Source organism: Streptomyces sp. NPDC002935 (assembly GCF_040611295.1).
In the GTDB taxonomy this organism is placed as follows: Bacteria; Actinomycetota; Actinomycetes; order Streptomycetales; family Streptomycetaceae; genus Streptomyces.
Map to the genome: position 1 here is coordinate 1 of NZ_JBEXNW010000011.1, position 19,135 is coordinate 19,135.

Genomic DNA, 19,135 nt, shown 5'->3' on the forward strand with positions numbered 1-19,135 from the left:
CCGCACAACGCGATGGTCAACATCGCCGGATTCGGACAGACCATCCGCAGCATCAACGGCTCGCTGGAGTGCGACGGCAGGAACCCCGCACAGGTACAAAGCCGCGTGGACGCCTACCAGCGCTTCACATCGATCCTCGGCGTCACACCCGGCGCCAACCTCTACTGCTGAACGGACCGGTGACGACGCGGTTCGGCGTCACGCCGGGCAGCCTCTCCCCGTCACCACCAGAGGCGCTCGGCTCGTTGTGGTGCTCGGCGGCTCGGGCGACACGATCCGGTGCGTGAACGGACGCCGTCACGCCCTTCGGCAGAAGAACGCCGACACGCATTTCTTCTGCCGAAGGCGACACCACACATGGGGCCTGCGTCTCGTGACCGAGTGAACGTCACACATGGTTTCCATGGCCATGAGAAGATCAACAGGTGTACCGCATACGCCGCCTGGGCGCGGCCCTGGCTGTTCTGCTCGGCACCCTGCTCGCGCCGACGGTCCCGGCCCGAGCAGCGGCGCAGCCGGCCGTCGAGTTGAGCGTGCCGGACACGGCCTATCTGACCAAACGGGGCATCAGCCCCACCGGCGGCGTCCGCGTCTGGCTGGCACCGCATCCGGGCGGGGGCCGCGCGACGCAGGCCGACGTGACCCTCACGGTCGACGCGTCGGACCTGGAGGGCATCGCCAGACTCCGCACCCGGCGCGAGTGCGGAGACCACCCATTCGGCGCGACCGGCGTCGTCACCTGCAGGCTGGGCACCCTCACGCGCGGCAAGGACAACTACCCGGACGCGATCTACATCGAAGCCGTGCACGGCGTGAGCCGCGGCAGCCATGGCACGATCCGCTATACCTTCAGTGCCCCCGGCGCCGCGGACGCCACCTTCGAGACCGATGTGTGGGTCGAAGGCCCCGAGCTGCGCGCCCGTGCGGAGAAGCCCCGCAAGGGAGACGCGCCCGGCGCGTCCTTCGGCTTCAAGCCGCAGGTGCGCAACGCGGGCAGGTTCCCGGCTCAGGGCTTCGGCATAAGGTTCACCAGCTCACGCGTCATCTTCCCGGCGCAGTACAGCAATTGCCGGTACGGGATCCAGTTCAGAACTTTCGCGGACTGTTGGTTCGACCAGCAACTCGAGCCGGGCCAGGCGTACGAGCTCGTCGAGCCCGTCTCCGTCGACGTGCCGGAAACGATGGTGAACGGCAGCTTCAGCTACATGCCGTACCTCCAGGGAATGACCGGAAACGTCGAGGAGTACCCGGGCGCCACCGGCACCGATCCGGCCCTGCGGCAGGGCACGGGCCCCGAACTGAGGGTGCGCACCGTCGACACCGCGGCTGACGCCTTCCCCGACAGGTACCGTCGCGGCGAGGTCCTGCTCCACACCTCGCAGACCGCCGACCTGCAGGTGAGCGCGGACGCGATCGAAGGCACGACGGGCAGCAGCACCAAGGCCACGTTCAGCCTGCACAACGCCGGACCTGGCCGTATGTCGGGCACACAACTGCGCATCACCGTGCCCGAGGGCCTGAGCGTGGTGGAGCCCACTCCGCCGCCGGATCCCGACAACGAGTTGGAGTGGGCGTGGGAGTGCTTCGGGCCCAGAGGACGTGCCTACATCTGCAGCCCCGAGAACCCCCTGGAGCCGGGCGACACCTGGCAGACGACCCTCGAGTTCCGTATCGACCGGCGCGTCCGCGGAGCCAAGGGTCTCCTCGAAGCGATCCAGGATCCCAAGCGGCCCGTGAACGACCCGCAGAAGACGGACAACGTGGCGCCCATCGAAGTACGCGCCACAGGCGGCCCGTTGGCCCAACCCTCCGAGCCGAACCCGAAGCCGTCGGCTGCAGCCACAGGGGCAGCGACCGTGGAGCACGGCGGCAAGGGTGACTCCATCCTCATGGTGGCGCTGGCGGTGCTGCTCGGCACGGCCCTCGCTGGTGGCGCGCTGGCCCTCAGACTTCGCGCGAGGGCGGTCCGTCGTAGGGCAGAACCCAGCGACCCGAACGAGGACTGACCCAACGTCCGCACGCCGCGTCACGGCGACTCTGTATCTCCAGCTCCAGCTCCCGCACTTCTGCGGTTCTGCGGTGTCACCGCCTCCTCGTCACCGCGAGAATTGTCGCGGGACCGCCTTCAGGTCCCCGCCTCTCCCTCAACCTGCGGCTCATTGCGTCGCATCGCCATCCGACGCTCCCTTGTCGCGGGTCGATCAGCTGCCCCCGGGCAACTCCCGCACGCACACGGGTTGAGAGCGGGCCTGCTCGGTTTCAGCCAGCGGAAGAATCCGAACAGGTTGGACGACGAGATTCCGCAGGACTCAAGAAGGTCCCTCTCGTCGCGACGCAGTCGCTTGAGGTGACTTCCGCCGGCATAGAAGGCGAGGTCGGTCTTCATCTGCGAGCGCAGAAGGGACAGTTGACGGTTGCATGAACAAGCCTGAACCTCAACGGCCGTCGCCGGCGGCAAAGCACCCATGTGGTCAACGAGACTTGGAGGACGCATGTCAGCCTGTCCGGCGGTCAAGTTGCCTTTCAGCACGAAGAAGAGCGTGCGGGTCTTGACCGGAAGCAGCATTCCGTTTCCCTCGGAGTAGTACCACTGCTCCATCGCCATCGCCAACTGCCGTCGATCATCCTCCGTCATCAGCGACCGTCGATCGGAAGGACTCGCTGCCGTGATCTCCCAGAGCTTTCCGTACGCGTGAAGAACGTACTCGGTCAGCCGAAGGCGTAACTGACGGCGATAGTTGTGCCCCAACCACAGCCCCATCAGCCCAATGAAACCAACAGCAGCGCTTTCGATCGGTCCCCCCACAGCCCGCCCCTCCGCCTTGCCCGCGAACGATCTCTAGCCTGAAACCGTACCGGGAAGCGACACAGGCTCGGAAGGGGAGCACTCGTCGCAACGGCCCATCTCCTTGCCGCCAAGCGGCGTTCAGTCGAGGCGGATCATTGCCGAAGACGGCTGCCTCACCGGGCTGACTCCGTGCGGTCGGCGGCGAGGCGGGCCTCGAAGCCGTCGAGGAGGACCTGGAGCCCGAAGTCGAAGGAGTTGTCGGGCGCTGCGGCGTACTCCGCGGTGTCGAGGCGTTCCCGTAGGTGCGGGAATTGCTTGGCGGTCTCGGTGGAGCGTGTCATGGCGTCGGCCATCAACTGCTCGGCGTCTGCGCCGCTCCTGCTCAGCCGGCGGTTCAGCGAGACTGCGCGGCAGGGCCGAGCGCGTTGCCGAGCACGAAGGCGAACACGGCGGCTGCCGCCCGGTCCGCGTCGGCGGCGGCGAAGCCCGCCGTTTCGTAGATGGCCAGGCTGAGGTCGTTGTTCCGGGCCTGGGCGGGCCCGTGCATGAGGTGGCTGCCGAACGCCTGGACGAGCCAGGGATGCCGGGCGAGCATCGCGTGCACGCCCACGGCGTGGGCGGCGGCGGCCGTGCGCCAGTCGGCAGCGTCGAGATCGGGCAACTCGACCTCGCGCCTCCTGATCCACCACGGGCTGGGGCGGACCCGAGCTGCCGCCCCAGCCGCCGCCCCGAACCGGCGCCGACACAATCGCGAAACTGCGGACACGACCCGTTCTCCGCGACAGCGTTGACGCACCCCCTCCGTGCGGAGGCGGGCGAGGCCGACGGCAGCGGCGGTCCGCGGTCCCTGGGTACCGCGCTGTCCCGCTGGCGGCTCCTTCCCAGGCGCGCGACGGTGGGCCTGATGGACCGCGTCGCGGCCGTGACCCAAGGCCCTGGCCATCGGTCCCGCATTTACCCGGAAGATCTGGAAGACCCGGAAGGAATGATGATGGCGGACTGGAACGGCACGGATTTGGACAAGATCGCCGCGAGCGAGGAGCTGGATCTCGCGTCCGAGCGGGCCGACGGAACCCTGCGCGCTCCGGTGACCATGTGGGTGGTCCGCTCCGGTGACGAGCTCTACGTCCGCTCCGTCAAGGGGACCGACGGTCCGTGGTACCGAGGCACGCGCTCCCGCCACCAGGGTCACGTCGAAGCCGGCGGCGTCCGGCAGGACGTCACCTTCCGCGTGGCCGACCCTGGCGAGTACCCGGGCGTGGATGCCGCCTATCGGACGAAGTACAGGCGCTACAAGAGCCTCGTCACGCAGGTCCTGACCGACCAGGCCCGCGCCTCCACCCTCCGCCTGGAGCCGCGCTGACGCCGCCGCCACGGACACGATCTGCCGGCTCAAGAACCCTCCACAGCTGGGAGAGGAAGATCTTCGATGCGAGCCACCTTCATGTACGGACCCGGAGACGTCCGGGTCGAAAACGTGCCCGAGCCGCGGATCGTCGAGCCCACGGACGCGATCGTCAGGATCACCCTGGCCTGCGTCTGCGGCTCCGATCTGCACCCGTACCACTCCATGGACAAGACGGACGAGGGCGTGCCGATGGGGCACGAGTTCCTCGGCGTCGTCGAGGAGACCGGCGCGGACGTCACCGGTCTGAAGCGGGGCGACTTCGTCGTCTCTCCGTTCGCGTACTCGGACAACACCTGCCCGATCTGCCGGGACGGCTTCCACACGGCCTGTCCGCACGGGGGCTGGTACGGGGTCGGTGGCGTCGGGGGTGCGCAGGCCGAGGCCATCCGGGTCCCGCAGGCCGACGGCACCCTGGTGAAGATCCCCGGTGACGTGGACGCGGCTGTCCTGCCGTCGCTGCTCGCCCTGAGCGATGTCTACCTCACCGGTCACCACGCCGCCCACATGGGCCGGGTCGAGCCCGGGAAGACCGTGACCGTGATCGGCGACGGCGCCGTCGGCCTGTCCGCGGTGCTGGCCTCCCGGCGCATGGGCGCCGAGCGGATCATCCTCATGGGCCGCCACACCGACCGCACCGACCTCGGCCGCGAATGGGGCGCGACCGAGGTGGTCGCCGAACGCGGCGAGGAGGGCATCTCCCACGTGATGGAGCTGACCGGCGGCGAGGGCTCCCACGTGGTCCTGGAGGCTGTCGGACTGATGCCCGCCTATCAACAGGCGTACGGCATCGTGCGCCCCGGCGGGATCATCTCCCGCGTCGGCGTGCCCCAGTACGAGGAGGCCCCTGTCGGCTTCGGCTCGCTGTTCGGAAAGAACGCCGGCCTGACCGGCGGCCCGGCACCCGTGCGCGCTTACATCGAGCAGGCCATCCCGGACGTCCTGGAAGGACGCATCGAACCCGGCAAGGTGTTCGACGCCGAGGTCGGCCTCGACCAGGTCGCCGACGCCTACCGGATGATGGACACGCGCACCAACCTCAAGGTCGTAGTACGCCCGTGACCCCGCGCAAGCCCAGCGACCCCGCCACTGTCACGCACGAGCCGACTGTTCCCCGGCCACGGTGTGCGGGGTCGTCCAGCGGCTGCCGCTCCTCTTGATGCTCGCGCCGGGGTTGCGACACCAATGCACCTCCGCGGTTGACGACCGAGGTGCCCCCGGCGACCGTAGAGAGGTGGAGCCCCGCGGCGGCGGGCGGATCACCTGCGTCTGCGGCGGCCGTCCGTGGTGGCGTCGCGGGCGTGCGGGACACCGTGCACCTGACGCGCGAAACCCCCGCGGCCGCACGACACGACCTTCCGCCCGAGCGCAAGGGACCAGTGCACATGACCGAGGCCCGAGCCGACCGCGCCGGAGCAGACCAGCAGGACCGGCACGCCACCGCCGACCCGGCGGAGTATCCGCCGCATCTTCTGGACGGCCGCCTCAGGGCCCTCCCCGGTCCGGTCCCGGATCTCCGGCGGATCGGTATCTCCCCGGACCACTGGTATCCGGTGGCGACCTCCCGGAGTGTGCGGCGCAACCGGACGTTCGCGACCTCTTTCGCCGGTGAGCGGATCGCGCTGTACCGGGGGCGCAGCGGCACCGCCCACGCGTTGGAGGACCGCTGCGCGCACCGCCAGGTACCACTGAGCATGGGCGTGGTGGAGGGCGAGATCCTGCGTTGCTGCTACCACGCCTGGGCATACCGGGGCGACGGCCGCATCTCGCAGATCCCCTACCTGCCCAAAGGTTGTGAGCGGCCGCCGCGCGGAGTGCGCTCCTACCCGGTGCGCGAGGCCTACGGCCTGGTGTTCGTGTTCCCGGGGGACCCGGCTCTGGCCGCGGAGGCACCGTTCCCGTCCCTGCCCGAATACCATTCGGCCACCCACCGGACCATGACGTTCTCCCGTACCGTGCGGTGCCACTACTCGTTCATGCACGAGAACCTGCTCGACATGAACCACCAGTTCCTGCACCGGAGTGTGCTCGGCAGGATCCGGCCCGAACTGCTCGGATACGAGACCGGCCCTCGGCACGTCGAGGCCCGCTACCTCTTCGTCCCCGCCGGAGGCCGCAAGGACCGGGGCGCGGGCCTGCTGTCCCGGGAGGGCATCGGCGGCCAGGACACACCCGACGTCATCACCATCCGCACCGAGTACCCCTACCAGACGCTGCGGGACGTCCCTGAGGGCACCGATCTCCCGGTGTTCTCGCTCTGGGCCGCCTACGTCCCGGAGGATGCTGAGCAGCGCGTCAACCACGCCTACGGCTTGCTCACGATCGCGAAACCGTCGGTTCCCGGGGCACTCCACCTCGCCTGGCCGCTCATCCGCCGCTTCACCGAGCGCGTCTTCACCCAGGACCGGACGGCGGTCGAGGCCGAGCAGCGCGCCTGGGACGAACAGGGCGAGGACCGCAACCACGAGGTGTTCCCGCTCATCCTCGACCTCCGCGACGTACTGCGCAGCAACGGAGTGCCGTTGCGCCCGGACCAGACGTCCGGCTGCGCACCGTGCGGGCTCGCCGCCCCAGCTCACCGCGCCGGTGTCACGGACCATGCGGGATCTGCGCAGTCCGCCGACGCGGTGGCGGAAGGTGCCGCCGGGTCCGAGTAGCACCGACGCTCCACCGAAGTGCGGCGTCCCCGCTGCCGACTCCGGACGACCGCTGACCGGGATCCTGAGGTCGAGGATCGGCCAGAAGGTCAGTCCGCCGTGTGGACGCGCGGCTCCCGTTCGGCTGCGGGCGACGCTTTCGTGATCACCTCGGAGCGTCGGTAGCCCCGTTCCATGAGACCTCCCGTGAAGGCGAGGCCGAGACCGGCCAGGGCGAGAGCCGCTCCGACCAGGTTGGGGGAGGCCCAGCCCCAGCCCGCCGAGATGACCAGGCCGCCGAGCCAGGCACCACCGGCGTTGGCCAGGTTGAAGGCGGAGTGGTTGGAGGCCGCCGCCATCGTCGGGGCGTTCTTCGCCTTGGCCATCAGGAGCATCTGGATCGGCGTGGTGATGAGGGAACCCATCGCACCGATGAACGTGATGGTCACCAGGGCGGGCACGGTGCTGTGGACCGTGAAGTAGAACGTCACCAGCGCCGCGGCGAGGAGAACGAGCCCCCAGTACATCGTCGGGCGCAGCGCGCGGTCCGTGAGCGGTCCGGCGATCAGGGTGCCGAGCGTCATGCCGACGCCGTAGAGCGCGAGGACCCAGGTGGTCGAAGTGCCGGAGACACCGGTCACGTGCGTCAGCATGGGCACGAGATAGCTGTAGACGGCGAAGAATCCGCCGAACCCTATGACGGCCGTGGCCAGGCCGATGGCGACCTGCTTGTTGCCCATGGCCCGCAGTTCGTGGCGGATGCCGGACTGCTCACCGCGAGGCTGGTGCGGGACGAAGGCGGCCAGGGCGGCCAGGGCGACGAGGCCGATGACGGCGACCGCCCCGTAGGCCGACCGCCAGCCCAGCTGCTGTCCCAGGGCTGTACAGGCCGGAACTCCGACGATGTTGGCGATGGTGAGTCCGAGAAACATCTTCGAGACGGCGCGTGCCGCGCGCTCCGGAGCGACCAGTCGCGAGGCGACGACGGCGCCCACGCCGAACAGCGCGCCATGAGGCAGACCTGCCAGGAAGCGCGCGGCGAAGAGCGTGCCGAAGTCGGGAGCGAACGCGGACGCGACGTTGCCGATCACGAACAGCCCGGTCAGGAGCAGTAGCAGCCGCTTGTGCGGGAGGCGCGCGCCGATGCCGGTCAGCACCGGCGCGCCGACTACGACACCGAGCGCGTAGGCCGACACGACGTTGCCGGCGTGCGGCACGGATACACCGATCCCGTCGGCGATCTGGGGCAGCAGCCCCATCGTGGCGAACTCGGTCGTGCCGATACCGAACGCGACGACCGCCAGGGCCAGCAGAGCCAAGGGCATGGTGCGGGAGAACCTTTCGAAGACAACGGGCCGGGGACGAGGGAGCAGGCGGGATCGAGAGCGTTGGCGGTTCTCGTGTCCGGTCGTGCCGAGCACCATTGCCCGGAGCACCCCTGGAACAGGGGGAGCTCATGAGGAGCAGCAACGCCGAAGGTCCATCCATTCCAAGATCGACCTGTGGCTGCTGCTTCGGGCCGGCCCGGTCCCCCAGGCTGTGGCGGTCGGCCCCGGCCGGTGAGAAGGATAGCCGCTGCGGGGACGGCGCCGTCCTCGGCCGCTGCAGCCGCGTCGACATCGACGGCCGCGACCACGAGCGGTTTGGAGCCCCCTGGACGCGGTCATTCCTTTGTCCATGGCGGGCACCCTGACCGTGTGCACCGACGGCGCTGCCGCCTGGCGGGGCGGGTGGCGGCCCGACTTCCGCGATGTTGGTCCGCAGCTCCCCGAACGGTCGTGGCCGAGCCGGAGCCTGCACCCAGGCATGGCGGCTCGTATGCAGGACGGACTTCAATCCATCGTGAGCTGTGCGCTGACGGGCAAGTGGTCGCTGCCGGTGGCGGGCAGGGTACGCATGTGGCTGACGGTTGCCGAGCGCGCCATGACCTGGTCGATTCGTCCCACCGGGAAGGCTGCCGGGAAGGTGAAGGCGAAGCTCCCCTCCGCCACGTCCAGCTGTGAGGTCAGCGGGGCCAGCCCACGGTCGTCGACCGTTCCGTTGAGGTCTCCGAGCAGGATCACGGATTCGAGCTGTTCGGCGGCGATGGCCTCACCCAGCAGGCGGGCGCTCTCATCCCGCCACGAAGTTGCGAAGCCGCTCGCCCGGAAGCGGACCGAGGGAAGGTGCGCAACGTACGCGGCGATGACACCGTGCGGTGTGCGGACCTCCGCTCGCAGTCCACGACTCCACTCCTCGACGATTCCACTGGGTTTGATGTCCACCGACCGGACCCCGGTGAGCGGATGCTTCGACCAGAGCCCGACCGTGCCCCGAATGGCGTGATACGGGTACTGGCGGGCCAAGGTCTTCTTGTATACCGGCAGTGCCGTGGGCACCAGCTCCTGCAACGCGATGAGGTCTGGCTCGGCGTCGGCCAGGGTGCGAGCCGTTCCGGCCGGGTCGGTGTTCTCGTCACTGACGTTGTGCTGCACCACGACCAGGCGCTGCCTGTCGTACGTGCCTGGCTTCGCGGCAGGCATGATCAACGCGCCGAAGAGGTACGTCCAGGCCGCCACCGGTAACAGCAGGGCCACCAGAGCGATCACCGAACGGCGCAGCAGGGCCAAGCCGAACAGGGGCACGACCGCCAGGCCGAGCCAGGGCAGGAACGCTTCCAGCAGGCTTCCCAGGTGTCCCACGGAATTGGGCACCGCCCGGTGGAACACCAGCAGTCCGGCCGTCAGCACCGCGAGCAGAGCGAGGACCCGCCCTCTGTCCCGGGCCGGCCGACCGAGCGTGTCCCCCTCCGTGCCCGGATCCCGCTGCCCAGCACGACGCCGTGCCCACCAGGGCGCTGCTGCCTCCACCGTCGACGTCACACCTGTCTCCACCGTCGGCGTCACACCGCTGTCCCCCTTTTTCACCATGGCTTTCCGTCCGCGTGAGCTTGCTTCCCAGGACGAACCACCAGATGAATTGGTTCTTCGTCACCATCAGAAGATCCGCGTCGAGGTAGAGGCCGGCCGGCCGGGCACTGTCCGAGATGCCGGGCAGGGGCGTGAGGGAACCTCCGTTCCCTCACGCCCCTGCCGACCCTGAGTTCTGGTTGCTCTAGTTCTGGTAGACCCTGTCGGTGCCCGGGCCGCGGGAGAGCGTGTCCGTACCCGTGCCTCCGTGCAGCAGGTCGTTGCCGCTGTTGCCGTAGATCTTGTCGTTGCCGCTGTCGCCGTACAGCTTGTCGTCGCCCTTGCCGCCGTAGACGAGGTCGGCACCGGAGCCGCCGTGGATGACGTCGTTGCCGTCGTCCCCGTACATGCCGAACTCCTGCCCCGAGGCGGTGCCCGTGAGGCTGTCGTTGCCGGGACCGCCGTGGCACTCGGCGTCGCAGTTGGTGATCGTGTCGTTGCCCGCGCCGCCGAACGGGCCCATGGACCAGACGCCTCCGCCGCCGTCGAGGCGGTCGTTGCCGTCGTCCCCGTAGAACACGGCGGCTGCGCTGCCCTTGAGGGCGTCGTTGCCCTTGCCGCCTTGGATCGAGGTGTACGCGGAGCCGGTGACCGTCGCGGTGTCGTTGCCGTCACCGAGGTCGACGTCGTAGTCGTCCGAATCGTCTGAGCCCAGGGGGATGGCCACCGTGCACTCGGCGACCTTGTGGTCGGTCGCCGACGGGTAGGTGCACGCGTTCGTGGAGATCGTGATGTCGAACTTGTCGCGGAAGGTGAGGAGGTAGTCCTCACCGAACTGGGAGGGGTCGACGTCGACGACCTTCGCGGTGACCGTCAGGTTGTTGATCTGTCCGGCGCCGGCCTTGTACCAGAGCTCGCCGTCGGCGTGGACGAGAGAGGCCGAACTCGCCGTGGCGGCCTGGGCGGTGGACGCCGCGAACACGCCTCCGCCCAGGGCCAGGGCGAGAGAGGCGGTGGCGGTGGCTGTGGCGCCAATGGTCCTTAACGTGCGCATGCAGAAATAACCCTTCGCGGAATCAGTGATGATCAGGCCCGACGAAGAAAGGCGCCGGTGAATTCGTCGTCAACCGCTGCCACCGTCGTCCCGGTGGTCCGTGATCGGCAATCGAGTTGTGAGCCCGCACCTACGCGCGGGGTGTTGTTTCCGATCACACGCTTAGACACCGCACCTGGGGCGGGGGTTGTACCGGAACTTCACTCACTTCTCGCAGGTCACCTAGATTTCCCTGTCATTAACCCGCGGGACACTGGAATGCAGTGTTCCCTTCGGCTCCTTTCCAGGGAGAGGCTGAGATGGCGGAATGCCGATCTGGGTGTGGGTGGGGCGTCCTTCTTCTACGGTGGCGGTTGCCTGCAACGAGCCGAGCAGGGCAGAGCCGACTCCCCAGGGTTCAGCGGCGGCGTGACGGGCGGAGTCGGCGCACGGTACGACCGAGGCGGGCGCGCCATCTGCCGGGTCCGCGCCGCCAAGCGCGGGAGCGACGGGTCGCGGCGAGGTCGGTGAACAGCGCGTCGTAACTCCCGGCGATGGGGACGGGGTCGAAGCGACGGGAGGCGGCTCGCGCGGCGTCACCCATGCGACGCCGGACCGGTTCGTCGTCGATGAGCTCGAGCAGGGCTGCGGAGAGCGCATCGGCGTCACCGACCGGCACCAGGCGGCCGTCGACACGGTCGTGGATGATTTCGGCGGGGCCGAGCGGGCAGTCGGTGCTCACCACGGGGACTCCGCAACGCATGGCCTCGACCAGGGTCATGCCGAACGACTCCGCGTCGGAGGCGCTCGCCACGATCGATGCCTGGGCGAACTCGGCCTCGATGCGCGCGGTCGGGCCCATGAGCCTCGCCCGTCCGGCCAGGCCTCGGTCGTCGATGAGGTCTTTGAGCCGGTCCTTGTCTGCGCCGGTGCCGTAGATCCGCAGCGACCACTCGGGGCGTTCGGCTACGACCTTGGCGAAGGCCTCGATGAGCAGGTCGAACCGTTTGGCGGGGACCAGCCGTCCGGCCGCGGCGATGACGTTGGCGCTGCCGTCGCTGGGCGGCACATCGGGTTCGGGCACGCTGTTGGCAATGGCCTGGATGTGTACGCCGGGCAGGCGCATCCTGGTTCGGTAGGCGGTGGCGTCCGCCTCGGTGGTGGTGATCACGGCGTCCAGTTCGCCGTAGTGCCGGGCGAGTTGGCTGCGCAGCCGTTTGCTGTGGGTGTCATGGGTGAGATGTTCCTGGGCGATGCGCAGCGCGTGGCGTGGTGCGAAGGACGCCAGGTAGACATTGACGCCGGGACGGGTGCCGATGATCACGTCGGCGTCACTGGTACGCAGATACGCCTCGGCCCGCAGGTCGGTGAGCCGACTGTACTGATGGTGCCGCTTCTCGGCTGCGGGGAATACCTCGGCGGCCTGATGCATCCGCGGGTCGTTCTTGTCGGCGGCCCCTTTCCGCAGGTCGACCAGCGGCACCAGGGTCACCCGCTCGTCGATGGTGAACCGGGGGGTGGTGCGGTGACGCAGCATCGAAACGATCGTCACCTCATGGCGGTCCGCGAGGGCCGAGGCGAGATTGAGCGTGGTGCGGATGGTGCCGCCGATGCCGTAGACATTGTGGATCAGAAAAACGACCTTCACTCAGCGGGGCTCCTTTCGCGTCCTGGACCATTTGCGCTTCGGGTAGGACGCGGGGCAACCCGGACGCAACATCGTTTACACAGCTGTAGACGATTCACCCAAGGTGAGGGTTGCCCGGTCGGGGAGACGAATTTCAAAGCGGTCCCACAGTGAGTGGGTGGCCGAGGTCCTTCCCAAGGGGCAGTAGGCCGGTAAACCGCTGCTCTCCGGCGTCGCCGAGTGTCTGGGCGACGACCTGATGTACTGCATGGCCGTGACGATCCCCACACGCGTGTGCGCCAAGGACTTGCTCACCCGCATTTCCGCGGCCTTGCGTACGCGTATACGCGAGTTGCGGGTCGGGGCGGGGTGGGGCGGGCAATGATCGCGTCGAATGGGCAGCGGCAGCCCGTCAAGGCGTCGCTTTCACCTGTTTCCCAGGTACCAAGGCGAGGGCAGTCGCCGAGTTCGCCCGGGCGCGCTCCTCCGGGGTGCTGAGAGTCCGCTCGCCTGGGTATCAACAGGGGACGCGGATTCCGTGTGGTCTGTCAGGGGGAGGCAGCTCATGGTGTTCAACATCATCTCGCTCGTGATGTCGGTGATGGCCCTGGCGGCATCCACCTGGGGGGTCAGCCGGCAGATCGGGCGGGCACGTGCCGACAGCGATCTGGCCATGACGACCGAAGTGCTGCTGACGCACATACGCGACCCCGAATTTCAACGGGACCAGCGCTGGGTCCTGTTCGAACTCGCCTCGCACCACAGCCCGGACGAGGGAATCGATCTTCTGCCGGACGAGGCCAAGTACCGGGCCTGGAATGTGGCGTTCGTCTTCGAGGCCGTCTCGATCATGATGCGTTTCGACATCGTCAACTCCGAGATCCTCACCAGCCTGACGCACTATCGCCTGATGCGGACGTGGGAAGTCCTGGAACCGTACATCCAGGCCGAGCGTGCCCGGCGTGGCAGTGTGGTCTTTCCGTTCTTCGAGGACGCGTACGCCACGGCGCGACGCACGGACCCCGAGGCCGTGCACCGGCGGCTGGGACTGAAGCGCGCGGACGGCAGACCGCGATGAGGCGCTCCGGCGGCCGCGGCCGGGAGGAGAGGAGCGCTGGGTCTCCGACGCGACGCAGAACCCCGGTGCTCGGCCTTGCCGTTGTCGCCGACCGTTCGATCGGAGGGGTGTCGAGCTTGACGTTTCCCAGCACGCAGACAGCCGGCCTCGTCCCCTTGGACAATTTCCAGGACGCCTTTCCCAACGCACAACACCTGGACCGTCACGCTTCAGTGGCAGGAGCAACGCGGAGTGATCCGTGCCCCCGCTGACATCCCAGGCATGTACCTGCTCAGCATCCAAAACGCCGAGATAGTGGACGCACAGGGGATCATCGTGTCGGCCGGTCCTCACGAGTTCGCCACCGTCAGCAACGCACTGACCGGGCGGGGCATCGCCCTGGCCGCGTCAGGCCGATCCGGGGTACCTCGGCGACCGCTCCGGTATTGGCGAGGCCCTGAACGGCCTCACGTTGGCGCGATTGTCGTTCGGGCAGCGGGCAGGCGCGGTGACCGCCCGCCACTCGGGCGCAGCTGGGAGGCGGGGGAGACGCGCCATCGGCTCAGTGTCCTGCGCCAGTGGGCGGCGACATAGGGGCGAGCTGCGGTTCGTTCTGAAAGCCGGACACCGGTCTGCGTTCGGGCCCGAAAGCTGTCACTCTGGCAACAGCCGGTGATCATTGCTGAGGGAGTTCTCCATGGCACGGACAGGCAGCAGAGGTGCTGGAGGACCGAAGCTGGAGGGCCGGTCGTGACCGGCCCTCCAGCTTCCGGCGGCCACTACGGACAGGACCTGTTCGAGCCTGAGCACCCTGAAGAAGCGGGGCGCATCGACGCCGCGGCGCTGGTCTACGACCCGGTCACCACAGGTCGTCTACGGGCTCTGGGGGCAGGGCCGGGCAGCCGCTGCCTGGAGGTGGGGGCCGGGACCGGGACGGTGGTTCGCTGGCTGCTGGAGGAGGCGGGCGCCGTGGAGGTGGTCGCGCTGGACCGGGACACCGGCGGCCTGGACGGCCTCGCGGGTCCGCGGGTGCGGGTGGTGACCGCCGATCTCAGGGACGAGAGCCTGCACCTGGGAACCTTCGACCTGATTCATGCCAGGTTCGTTCTCATGCACCTGCCCGAACGCCGTCAGCTCGTCTCACGTCTCGCGCGCTGGCTGAACCCGGGGGGCTGGCTGGTGCTCGGTGATGCCGTGGAGGTACCGAACGTCCTGGACACCTCGTCGGCCTACCGGCGGACCATGGATGCCATGTGGCAGGCACTGAGGTCGACCATCGGCACCGACACGTCCGGCGTCCCCGCGTATCCGCACTTCCTGCGAGAGGAGGGCCTCCAGAACGTCGCCGCGGACCTCTTCTGCCCACCGCTGGTCGCGGGCGGCCCCCTGGCTCGTTTCTGGTCCGAGACGTGGAACCGGATGCGGCCCGCGCTGGAGGAAACCGGGCGAGTGGACTCGGCCGTCATCGACGAGGCCCTCACCTATCTGGCCTCACCCCGGCTCGCCGAGATCGGACCCGGCATGGTGATGGCCTGGGGACAGCGGCTCTGAGCCGCGCCTGCCCGCCGGTGTCGTCGGCGGGTCGTCGAAGGGCGCCTGCTGGGCGGTGGCTCCTCGACACGATCCTGCCCCACGGCGTGGCCCGTTCCGCATCCAGTCCCGTGAGACAGCTGGGCCAGGGATCTCAGGACGTCACGTCTGCTGAGAAGGCTCGTACGTCTCGGCGGCGAGGCCGAACGTCCAGGCCACTCCCTCACGGGCCGTGCGGGTCGTCGGCGGGACGCGCAGCCAGTACGTACGGTTCGTGCCGTCGGGCTCCGGTGTGGAGTTGACGACCTCCACCATCACCACGTCCTCGTCACCGAGCAGTTCGACCCGCCACAGCACCCCGGTCTCGTCGCGGTGGACGGGAACCGCCCCCGACTCCTCCAGGTACCGGTCGTAGCCGTAGTACTCCAGCATCACGCGGCGCAGTTCCGCGTTCTCCTCGCCGCGGATCCGCTCGGGTGTCAGTGCGGTGAGTTCGTCGAGGAAGGCGCGCGGGACGGGCATCCCGCGCCACGCGTAGAGCTCGAAGCCGTCCGCGTACCGCAGTGCCGGACCGTCTCCCCGGTCCAGACGTCCGGCCTCGTCGCGGTGCAGGCTCAGCGGCCGTTCGCTGATGACCGCCACCTTCTCGTAGGGCCACCACCAGCCCGCGTCGCCCGCGACCGCGGCGATTCCAGCCAGGGGGCCGGCGTCGTCGGGGTCGAAGGCGCACAGCCACGCCGCGTCGTGCTGGCCCAGGGTCGCGTCGAGGAGCAGCAGCCGGACCCGGCTCTCCTCCTTGCGGTCGGTGGCGAGGTCCTCGACCACTCCCGAGCGCACCCGGTCGGCCAGCATGCGGGTCGACTCCCACAGGGCCGCACCCGTGGCCCGCCAGTGCCCGCTCCATCCCTCCGGTCCCAGCCGTTCGTGCGCGCGCTCGCGTTCCGTCGCCCAGGGGCTGCCGACGACGGCGCTGCGGACACTGGGGCCGGTGTCCCCAAGTCCCGTGCCGTCCGCGGGTGCTGTACCCATGAGCATGCGCACGGCCTCGTGGGGCGAGCGCGCCCAGACGATGCGCGTCGGCGCGTCCAGCCCGGCCTGCCGGTAGGCGAGCCGGACGCCTTCCTCGGCCGCCGCCCGGTCGCCCATTCCCGTCCGCGTTGCCACGGCACGCCAACTGCCCTGTTCCATCACACCGTTCCTCTCCGAAATCCCCTGTGTCCGTGCGGCGTCGGCACCTTGGTGACACGCCGGTCCTGCCTTCGCAGCGTGCTGTCCACGCGTATCCGCGCACCACTGCGCATCCGGAGCGCGATCCGTCGGCGGATACGTCAGTCGGCGACGATCCGCACCGAGCCCGGCACGTACTCCCGCTGGCGGATCACCCGGTACCAGCCCTTGTGGAGCGAGATCGCCCCGTGCTCCTCGTGCACGACCCGCGCGCCGTCGGGAACGTGCAGCAGCATCGGGCCGAACACCCCGGCCTCCCGTATCAGTCGCCCCGGACCGACCAAGGCATGGGCGTGACCGGTGACTTCACCGAGGGCCAGCACGAGCCTCCCGCGTCCGTCACGCGGCTCGGACGCAGCGTCGCGGGCGTGGTCCGGCACCGCCTTCTCGTCCAACGGCACGATCAGCACGTCTCCTTGGCGGAACATGGGTCTCCCTCCCGGCACGGCACGAGGTGTGCCATGACAACGACCGTAGGGGCGACCACTGACAATCGAGTTCCGGTCCGGGCGTCGTACCCCCGGCGGAGGGGCGTCGTACCCGGGCGAGCGGGCGTCATACCGGGGAGGGGCCGCTCGGGACGGTTCGACCGACGCCTTCTCTCCCCTCTTCTCTTCCCGTCCCCAAGTGCCGACCCCTGTTCGCGGTGATGTCAGTGGGACTTGGTAGAACTCGTCTACCTGGGTGCGGTCCGCGCGCTCCGGACTCGCCACCACGAACGACGATCCAGCGGAACCAGTACGAAGGAGCGGGCGCGCATGACCATCAACAAACACCTCGAGGAGTTCCACGGCCTGCCGGCCTTCACCTTCCCGGACGCCGACGACAAGTCGCCCCGGGCCACGGAGCTTCCCGCGCCCGAAACCGTTGCCTGGCGCATCGGCGTGGACGCCTACGAGAGTCAGGAACAGTGGCAGGACGCCTTCGCGCGCTTCCTCGATGCCGTGGACACCCAGCGGGTGCGGGCGCTGATCGTCGGCGCGTGGAGCGATGTCTACGACAACGGTCCCGACGCGGTGATCGAGGCCCTGGTGGCCGCGCGTGACCGGCTGCCCGCGCTGCGCGGACTGTTCCTCGCCGACATCGTGATGGAGGAGTGCGAGGTCTCCTGGATCGTCCAGGGTGATGTGTCGCCCCTTCTGGAGGCCTTCCCCGCCCTGGAGGAGTTCGGCGTCCGGGGTGGCAGCCAGCTGGTCTTCCCCGCCGTACGGCACGAGCGGCTGCGCAGTCTGACCGTCGAGACCGGCGGCATGCCCGTCGGAGCGGTGCGTGGCATCGCCGGCAGCGACCTGCCCGCGCTGGTGGCCCTCGACCTGTGGCTCGGCACCTCCGAGTACGGAGGCGACGCCGATGTCGCCGACCTGGACCCGTTCTTCGCGGGCACCCGGCTGCCCAGCCTGAGCCGGCTCGGCCTGCGGAACAGCGAGATCCAGGACGACATCTGCAGGGCGCTGGCCTCGGCCCCGGTCGTGGCGCGCCTTGAGGATCTCGACGTCTCCATGGGCGTGCTCACCGATGACGGAGCGACGGCCCTGCTGTCGGGCCAGCCCCTGACGCACCTCAAGAAGCTCGACCTGCACCACAACTACCTGAGCGCGGCCCTGCGGACGCGCCTGCTGGAGACGCTGGAGCCCGCCGGTGTGCTGGTCGATGTCGACCAGGACGACGCGGAGTCCGACGAGGAGGAGGACGGGACTGTCTGGCGTTTCGTCGCGGTGGGTGAGTAGCGCCGACCGGCGCCGGAACGGCGGACAAGGGAGCGGGATGGGCGAGATGCGGCCGCAGGGCGCGCCGGTGAGATGGGCGGTCGTCGCCAACGGGGAGAACCGCCGGGTGGGCCTGTTCACGACGGCGGCCGAGGCGGCGGGCTGCGGCACGCCTCGTGTCGTCGAGTGGCGTGACGTCCTGCGGGACGGCGGGCATGACTTCGCCGACGACGAGGTGGTCCGGCTGGACTCCCCCGGCGAGAACGCGGAGGTGGACCGTCTGCTGCGCGGTGCCGAGGAGCCGACCCGGGTGGAGGGTTCCGCGCGCTGGTACGCGGGTTTCCTGGACTGCGTGGGTTCGCTGCGCGGGGGCCGTCGGCTCGACGACCCGGCGGATCTGGCCGTGCTCTTCGACAAACGGCTGTGCCACGCCCGCCTCGACACTGCGGGCGTGCCGGTGCCGCAATCCCCCACGTCCGGTGCCCTGCGGGCCGTGGAGAGCTGGAGCGGCGTCCGGGACCTCTTGGACGAGGCCGGCATGCGCAGGGCCTTCGTGAAGCTCGCGCACGGTTCGTCCGCGTCGGGGGTGCTGGCCGTGGAGACGACCGTCTCCGGCCGGATCCGGGCCACCACCTCGGTGGAACGCACGGTGGACGGCAGCCTGCACAACTCCCTGCGGATCCGCCGCTACACGGACGAGGCGGAGATCGCCGCGATCGTGGACACGCTCGCGCCGGACGGGCTGCACATCGAGCGGTGGCTGCCGAAGGCCTCGCTCGGCAACAGGTCGGCGGACCTGCGGGTCGTGGTCGTGGGCGGGCGCGCGACGCACGCCGTGGTCCGTACGAGCCGCTCTCCCCTGACCAACCTGCATCTGGGCGGTGCACGCGGTGATCTCGCGGCCGTCCGCGCGCTGGCCGGTGACCGGTGGGCGCAGGCCCTGGACATCAGCGAACGGGCCGCCGCCTGCTTCCCCGGGACGCTGTGCGTGGGCGTCGATCTGCTGCCCGCCGTCGGCTGGCGCAGGTTCGCCGTCGGGGAGGTCAACGCCTTCGGTGATCTGCTCCCCCGTCTGACCGGCCTGCCGGGCAGTGGAGCGGAGGGACTGGACACGTACGCGGCGCAGGTCGCGGCGTTCCGCTCCCTGTCCCCCGACCGGTTCCCCGCACGACCCGCACCCCTGCTCGACACCTCGCCGAGGACAGCACATGCTCCAGCCTGAACCCGACCGCGCCTCC

General features: G+C 69.4%; 18 protein-coding genes. 9 read left to right on the plus strand and 9 right to left on the minus strand.

What is annotated here, in order from left to right:
- Positions 1–171, plus strand: a 171-nt coding sequence (locus ABZX90_RS16710; protein WP_355205910.1) for a glycoside hydrolase family 19 protein, incomplete at its 5' end; no start/stop codon positions are given.
- A gap of 254 nt (positions 172–425) precedes the next feature.
- Positions 426–2,006: a hypothetical protein gene (locus ABZX90_RS16715; protein WP_355205500.1), complete on the plus strand. Its 1,581-nt coding sequence runs from the start codon at positions 426–428 to the stop codon at positions 2,004–2,006.
- Between the two features lie 119 nt (positions 2,007–2,125).
- Here ABZX90_RS16715 and ABZX90_RS16720 read toward each other — a convergent pair whose 3' ends face one another.
- The 3 genes from ABZX90_RS16720 to ABZX90_RS16730 form a co-directional block, all read right to left on the minus strand.
- The gene (locus ABZX90_RS16720) at positions 2,126–2,806 is read right to left on the minus strand and encodes a hypothetical protein (protein WP_351135160.1); all 681 of its coding nucleotides are present in this window, start codon (positions 2,804–2,806) and stop codon (positions 2,126–2,128) included.
- Between the two features lie 155 nt (positions 2,807–2,961).
- Positions 2,962–3,129 (minus strand): TetR/AcrR family transcriptional regulator C-terminal domain-containing protein, encoded by a 168-nt coding sequence (locus tag ABZX90_RS16725; RefSeq protein ID WP_355205503.1) that lies wholly within the window; start codon positions 3,127–3,129, stop codon positions 2,962–2,964.
- A 53-nt stretch (positions 3,130–3,182) separates the two neighbouring features.
- Positions 3,183–3,449 (minus strand): TetR/AcrR family transcriptional regulator C-terminal domain-containing protein, encoded by a 267-nt coding sequence (locus ABZX90_RS16730; protein WP_355205506.1) that lies wholly within the window; start codon positions 3,447–3,449, stop codon positions 3,183–3,185.
- Between the two features lie 330 nt (positions 3,450–3,779).
- Between ABZX90_RS16730 and ABZX90_RS16735 the strand changes: the two genes are divergently transcribed.
- The 3 genes from ABZX90_RS16735 to ABZX90_RS16745 all read left to right on the plus strand — a co-directional run bounded on the left by ABZX90_RS16735 (position 3,780) and on the right by ABZX90_RS16745 (position 6,850).
- On the plus strand, positions 3,780–4,151 hold the full coding sequence (locus ABZX90_RS16735) for a DUF2255 family protein (protein ID WP_351135164.1): 372 nt from the start codon (positions 3,780–3,782) through the stop codon (positions 4,149–4,151).
- 66 nt (positions 4,152–4,217) lie between these two features.
- Positions 4,218–5,255 (plus strand): alcohol dehydrogenase catalytic domain-containing protein, encoded by a 1,038-nt coding sequence (locus tag ABZX90_RS16740; protein ID WP_355205509.1) that lies wholly within the window; start codon positions 4,218–4,220, stop codon positions 5,253–5,255.
- Positions 5,256–5,578: 323 nt separating this feature from the next.
- Positions 5,579–6,850 (plus strand): aromatic ring-hydroxylating dioxygenase subunit alpha, encoded by a 1,272-nt coding sequence (locus ABZX90_RS16745; RefSeq protein WP_355205511.1) that lies wholly within the window; start codon positions 5,579–5,581, stop codon positions 6,848–6,850.
- Positions 6,851–6,939: 89 nt separating this feature from the next.
- Here the strand turns inward: ABZX90_RS16745 and ABZX90_RS16750 are convergent, their stop codons facing one another.
- The 4 genes from ABZX90_RS16750 to ABZX90_RS16765 form a co-directional block, all read right to left on the minus strand.
- A complete protein-coding gene (locus ABZX90_RS16750; RefSeq protein WP_351135170.1) occupies positions 6,940–8,154 on the minus strand; it encodes an MFS transporter in 1,215 nt (404 codons plus the stop codon).
- 507 nt (positions 8,155–8,661) lie between these two features.
- On the minus strand, positions 8,662–9,690 hold the full coding sequence (locus tag ABZX90_RS16755; protein WP_355205515.1) for an endonuclease/exonuclease/phosphatase family protein: 1,029 nt from the start codon (positions 9,688–9,690) through the stop codon (positions 8,662–8,664).
- A gap of 232 nt (positions 9,691–9,922) precedes the next feature.
- A complete protein-coding gene (locus ABZX90_RS16760) occupies positions 9,923–10,771 on the minus strand; it encodes a calcium-binding protein (protein ID WP_355205518.1) in 849 nt (282 codons plus the stop codon).
- Positions 10,772–11,168: 397 nt separating this feature from the next.
- The gene (locus ABZX90_RS16765) at positions 11,169–12,398 is read right to left on the minus strand and encodes a glycosyltransferase family 4 protein (protein ID WP_351121245.1); all 1,230 of its coding nucleotides are present in this window, start codon (positions 12,396–12,398) and stop codon (positions 11,169–11,171) included.
- Between the two features lie 544 nt (positions 12,399–12,942).
- Between ABZX90_RS16765 and ABZX90_RS16770 the strand changes: the two genes are divergently transcribed.
- Complete coding sequence (locus ABZX90_RS16770) at positions 12,943–13,455, plus strand: hypothetical protein (protein WP_355205521.1); 513 nt, start codon at positions 12,943–12,945, stop codon at positions 13,453–13,455.
- A gap of 729 nt (positions 13,456–14,184) precedes the next feature.
- Entirely contained in the window at positions 14,185–14,985 is an 801-nt protein-coding gene (locus tag ABZX90_RS16775) for a class I SAM-dependent methyltransferase (protein ID WP_355205524.1), read from the plus strand.
- 141 nt (positions 14,986–15,126) lie between these two features.
- Here ABZX90_RS16775 and ABZX90_RS16780 read toward each other — a convergent pair whose 3' ends face one another.
- Together ABZX90_RS16780 and ABZX90_RS16785 are read right to left on the minus strand one after the other, a co-directional pair.
- Positions 15,127–16,152, minus strand: coding sequence for a DUF6745 domain-containing protein (locus tag ABZX90_RS16780; RefSeq protein WP_351121240.1), 1,026 nt, complete (start codon positions 16,150–16,152; stop codon positions 15,127–15,129).
- 140 nt (positions 16,153–16,292) lie between these two features.
- On the minus strand, positions 16,293–16,619 hold the full coding sequence (locus ABZX90_RS16785) for a hypothetical protein (RefSeq protein ID WP_355205527.1): 327 nt from the start codon (positions 16,617–16,619) through the stop codon (positions 16,293–16,295).
- Between the two features lie 330 nt (positions 16,620–16,949).
- Here ABZX90_RS16785 and ABZX90_RS16790 point away from each other — a divergent pair, with 330 nt between their 5' ends.
- A complete protein-coding gene (locus tag ABZX90_RS16790) occupies positions 16,950–17,918 on the plus strand; it encodes an STM4015 family protein (RefSeq protein ID WP_355205530.1) in 969 nt (322 codons plus the stop codon).
- A 37-nt stretch (positions 17,919–17,955) separates the two neighbouring features.
- Positions 17,956–19,119: an STM4014 family protein gene (locus ABZX90_RS16795; RefSeq protein ID WP_355205533.1), complete on the plus strand. Its 1,164-nt coding sequence runs from the start codon at positions 17,956–17,958 to the stop codon at positions 19,117–19,119.
- Positions 19,120–19,135 lie beyond the last annotated feature (16 nt).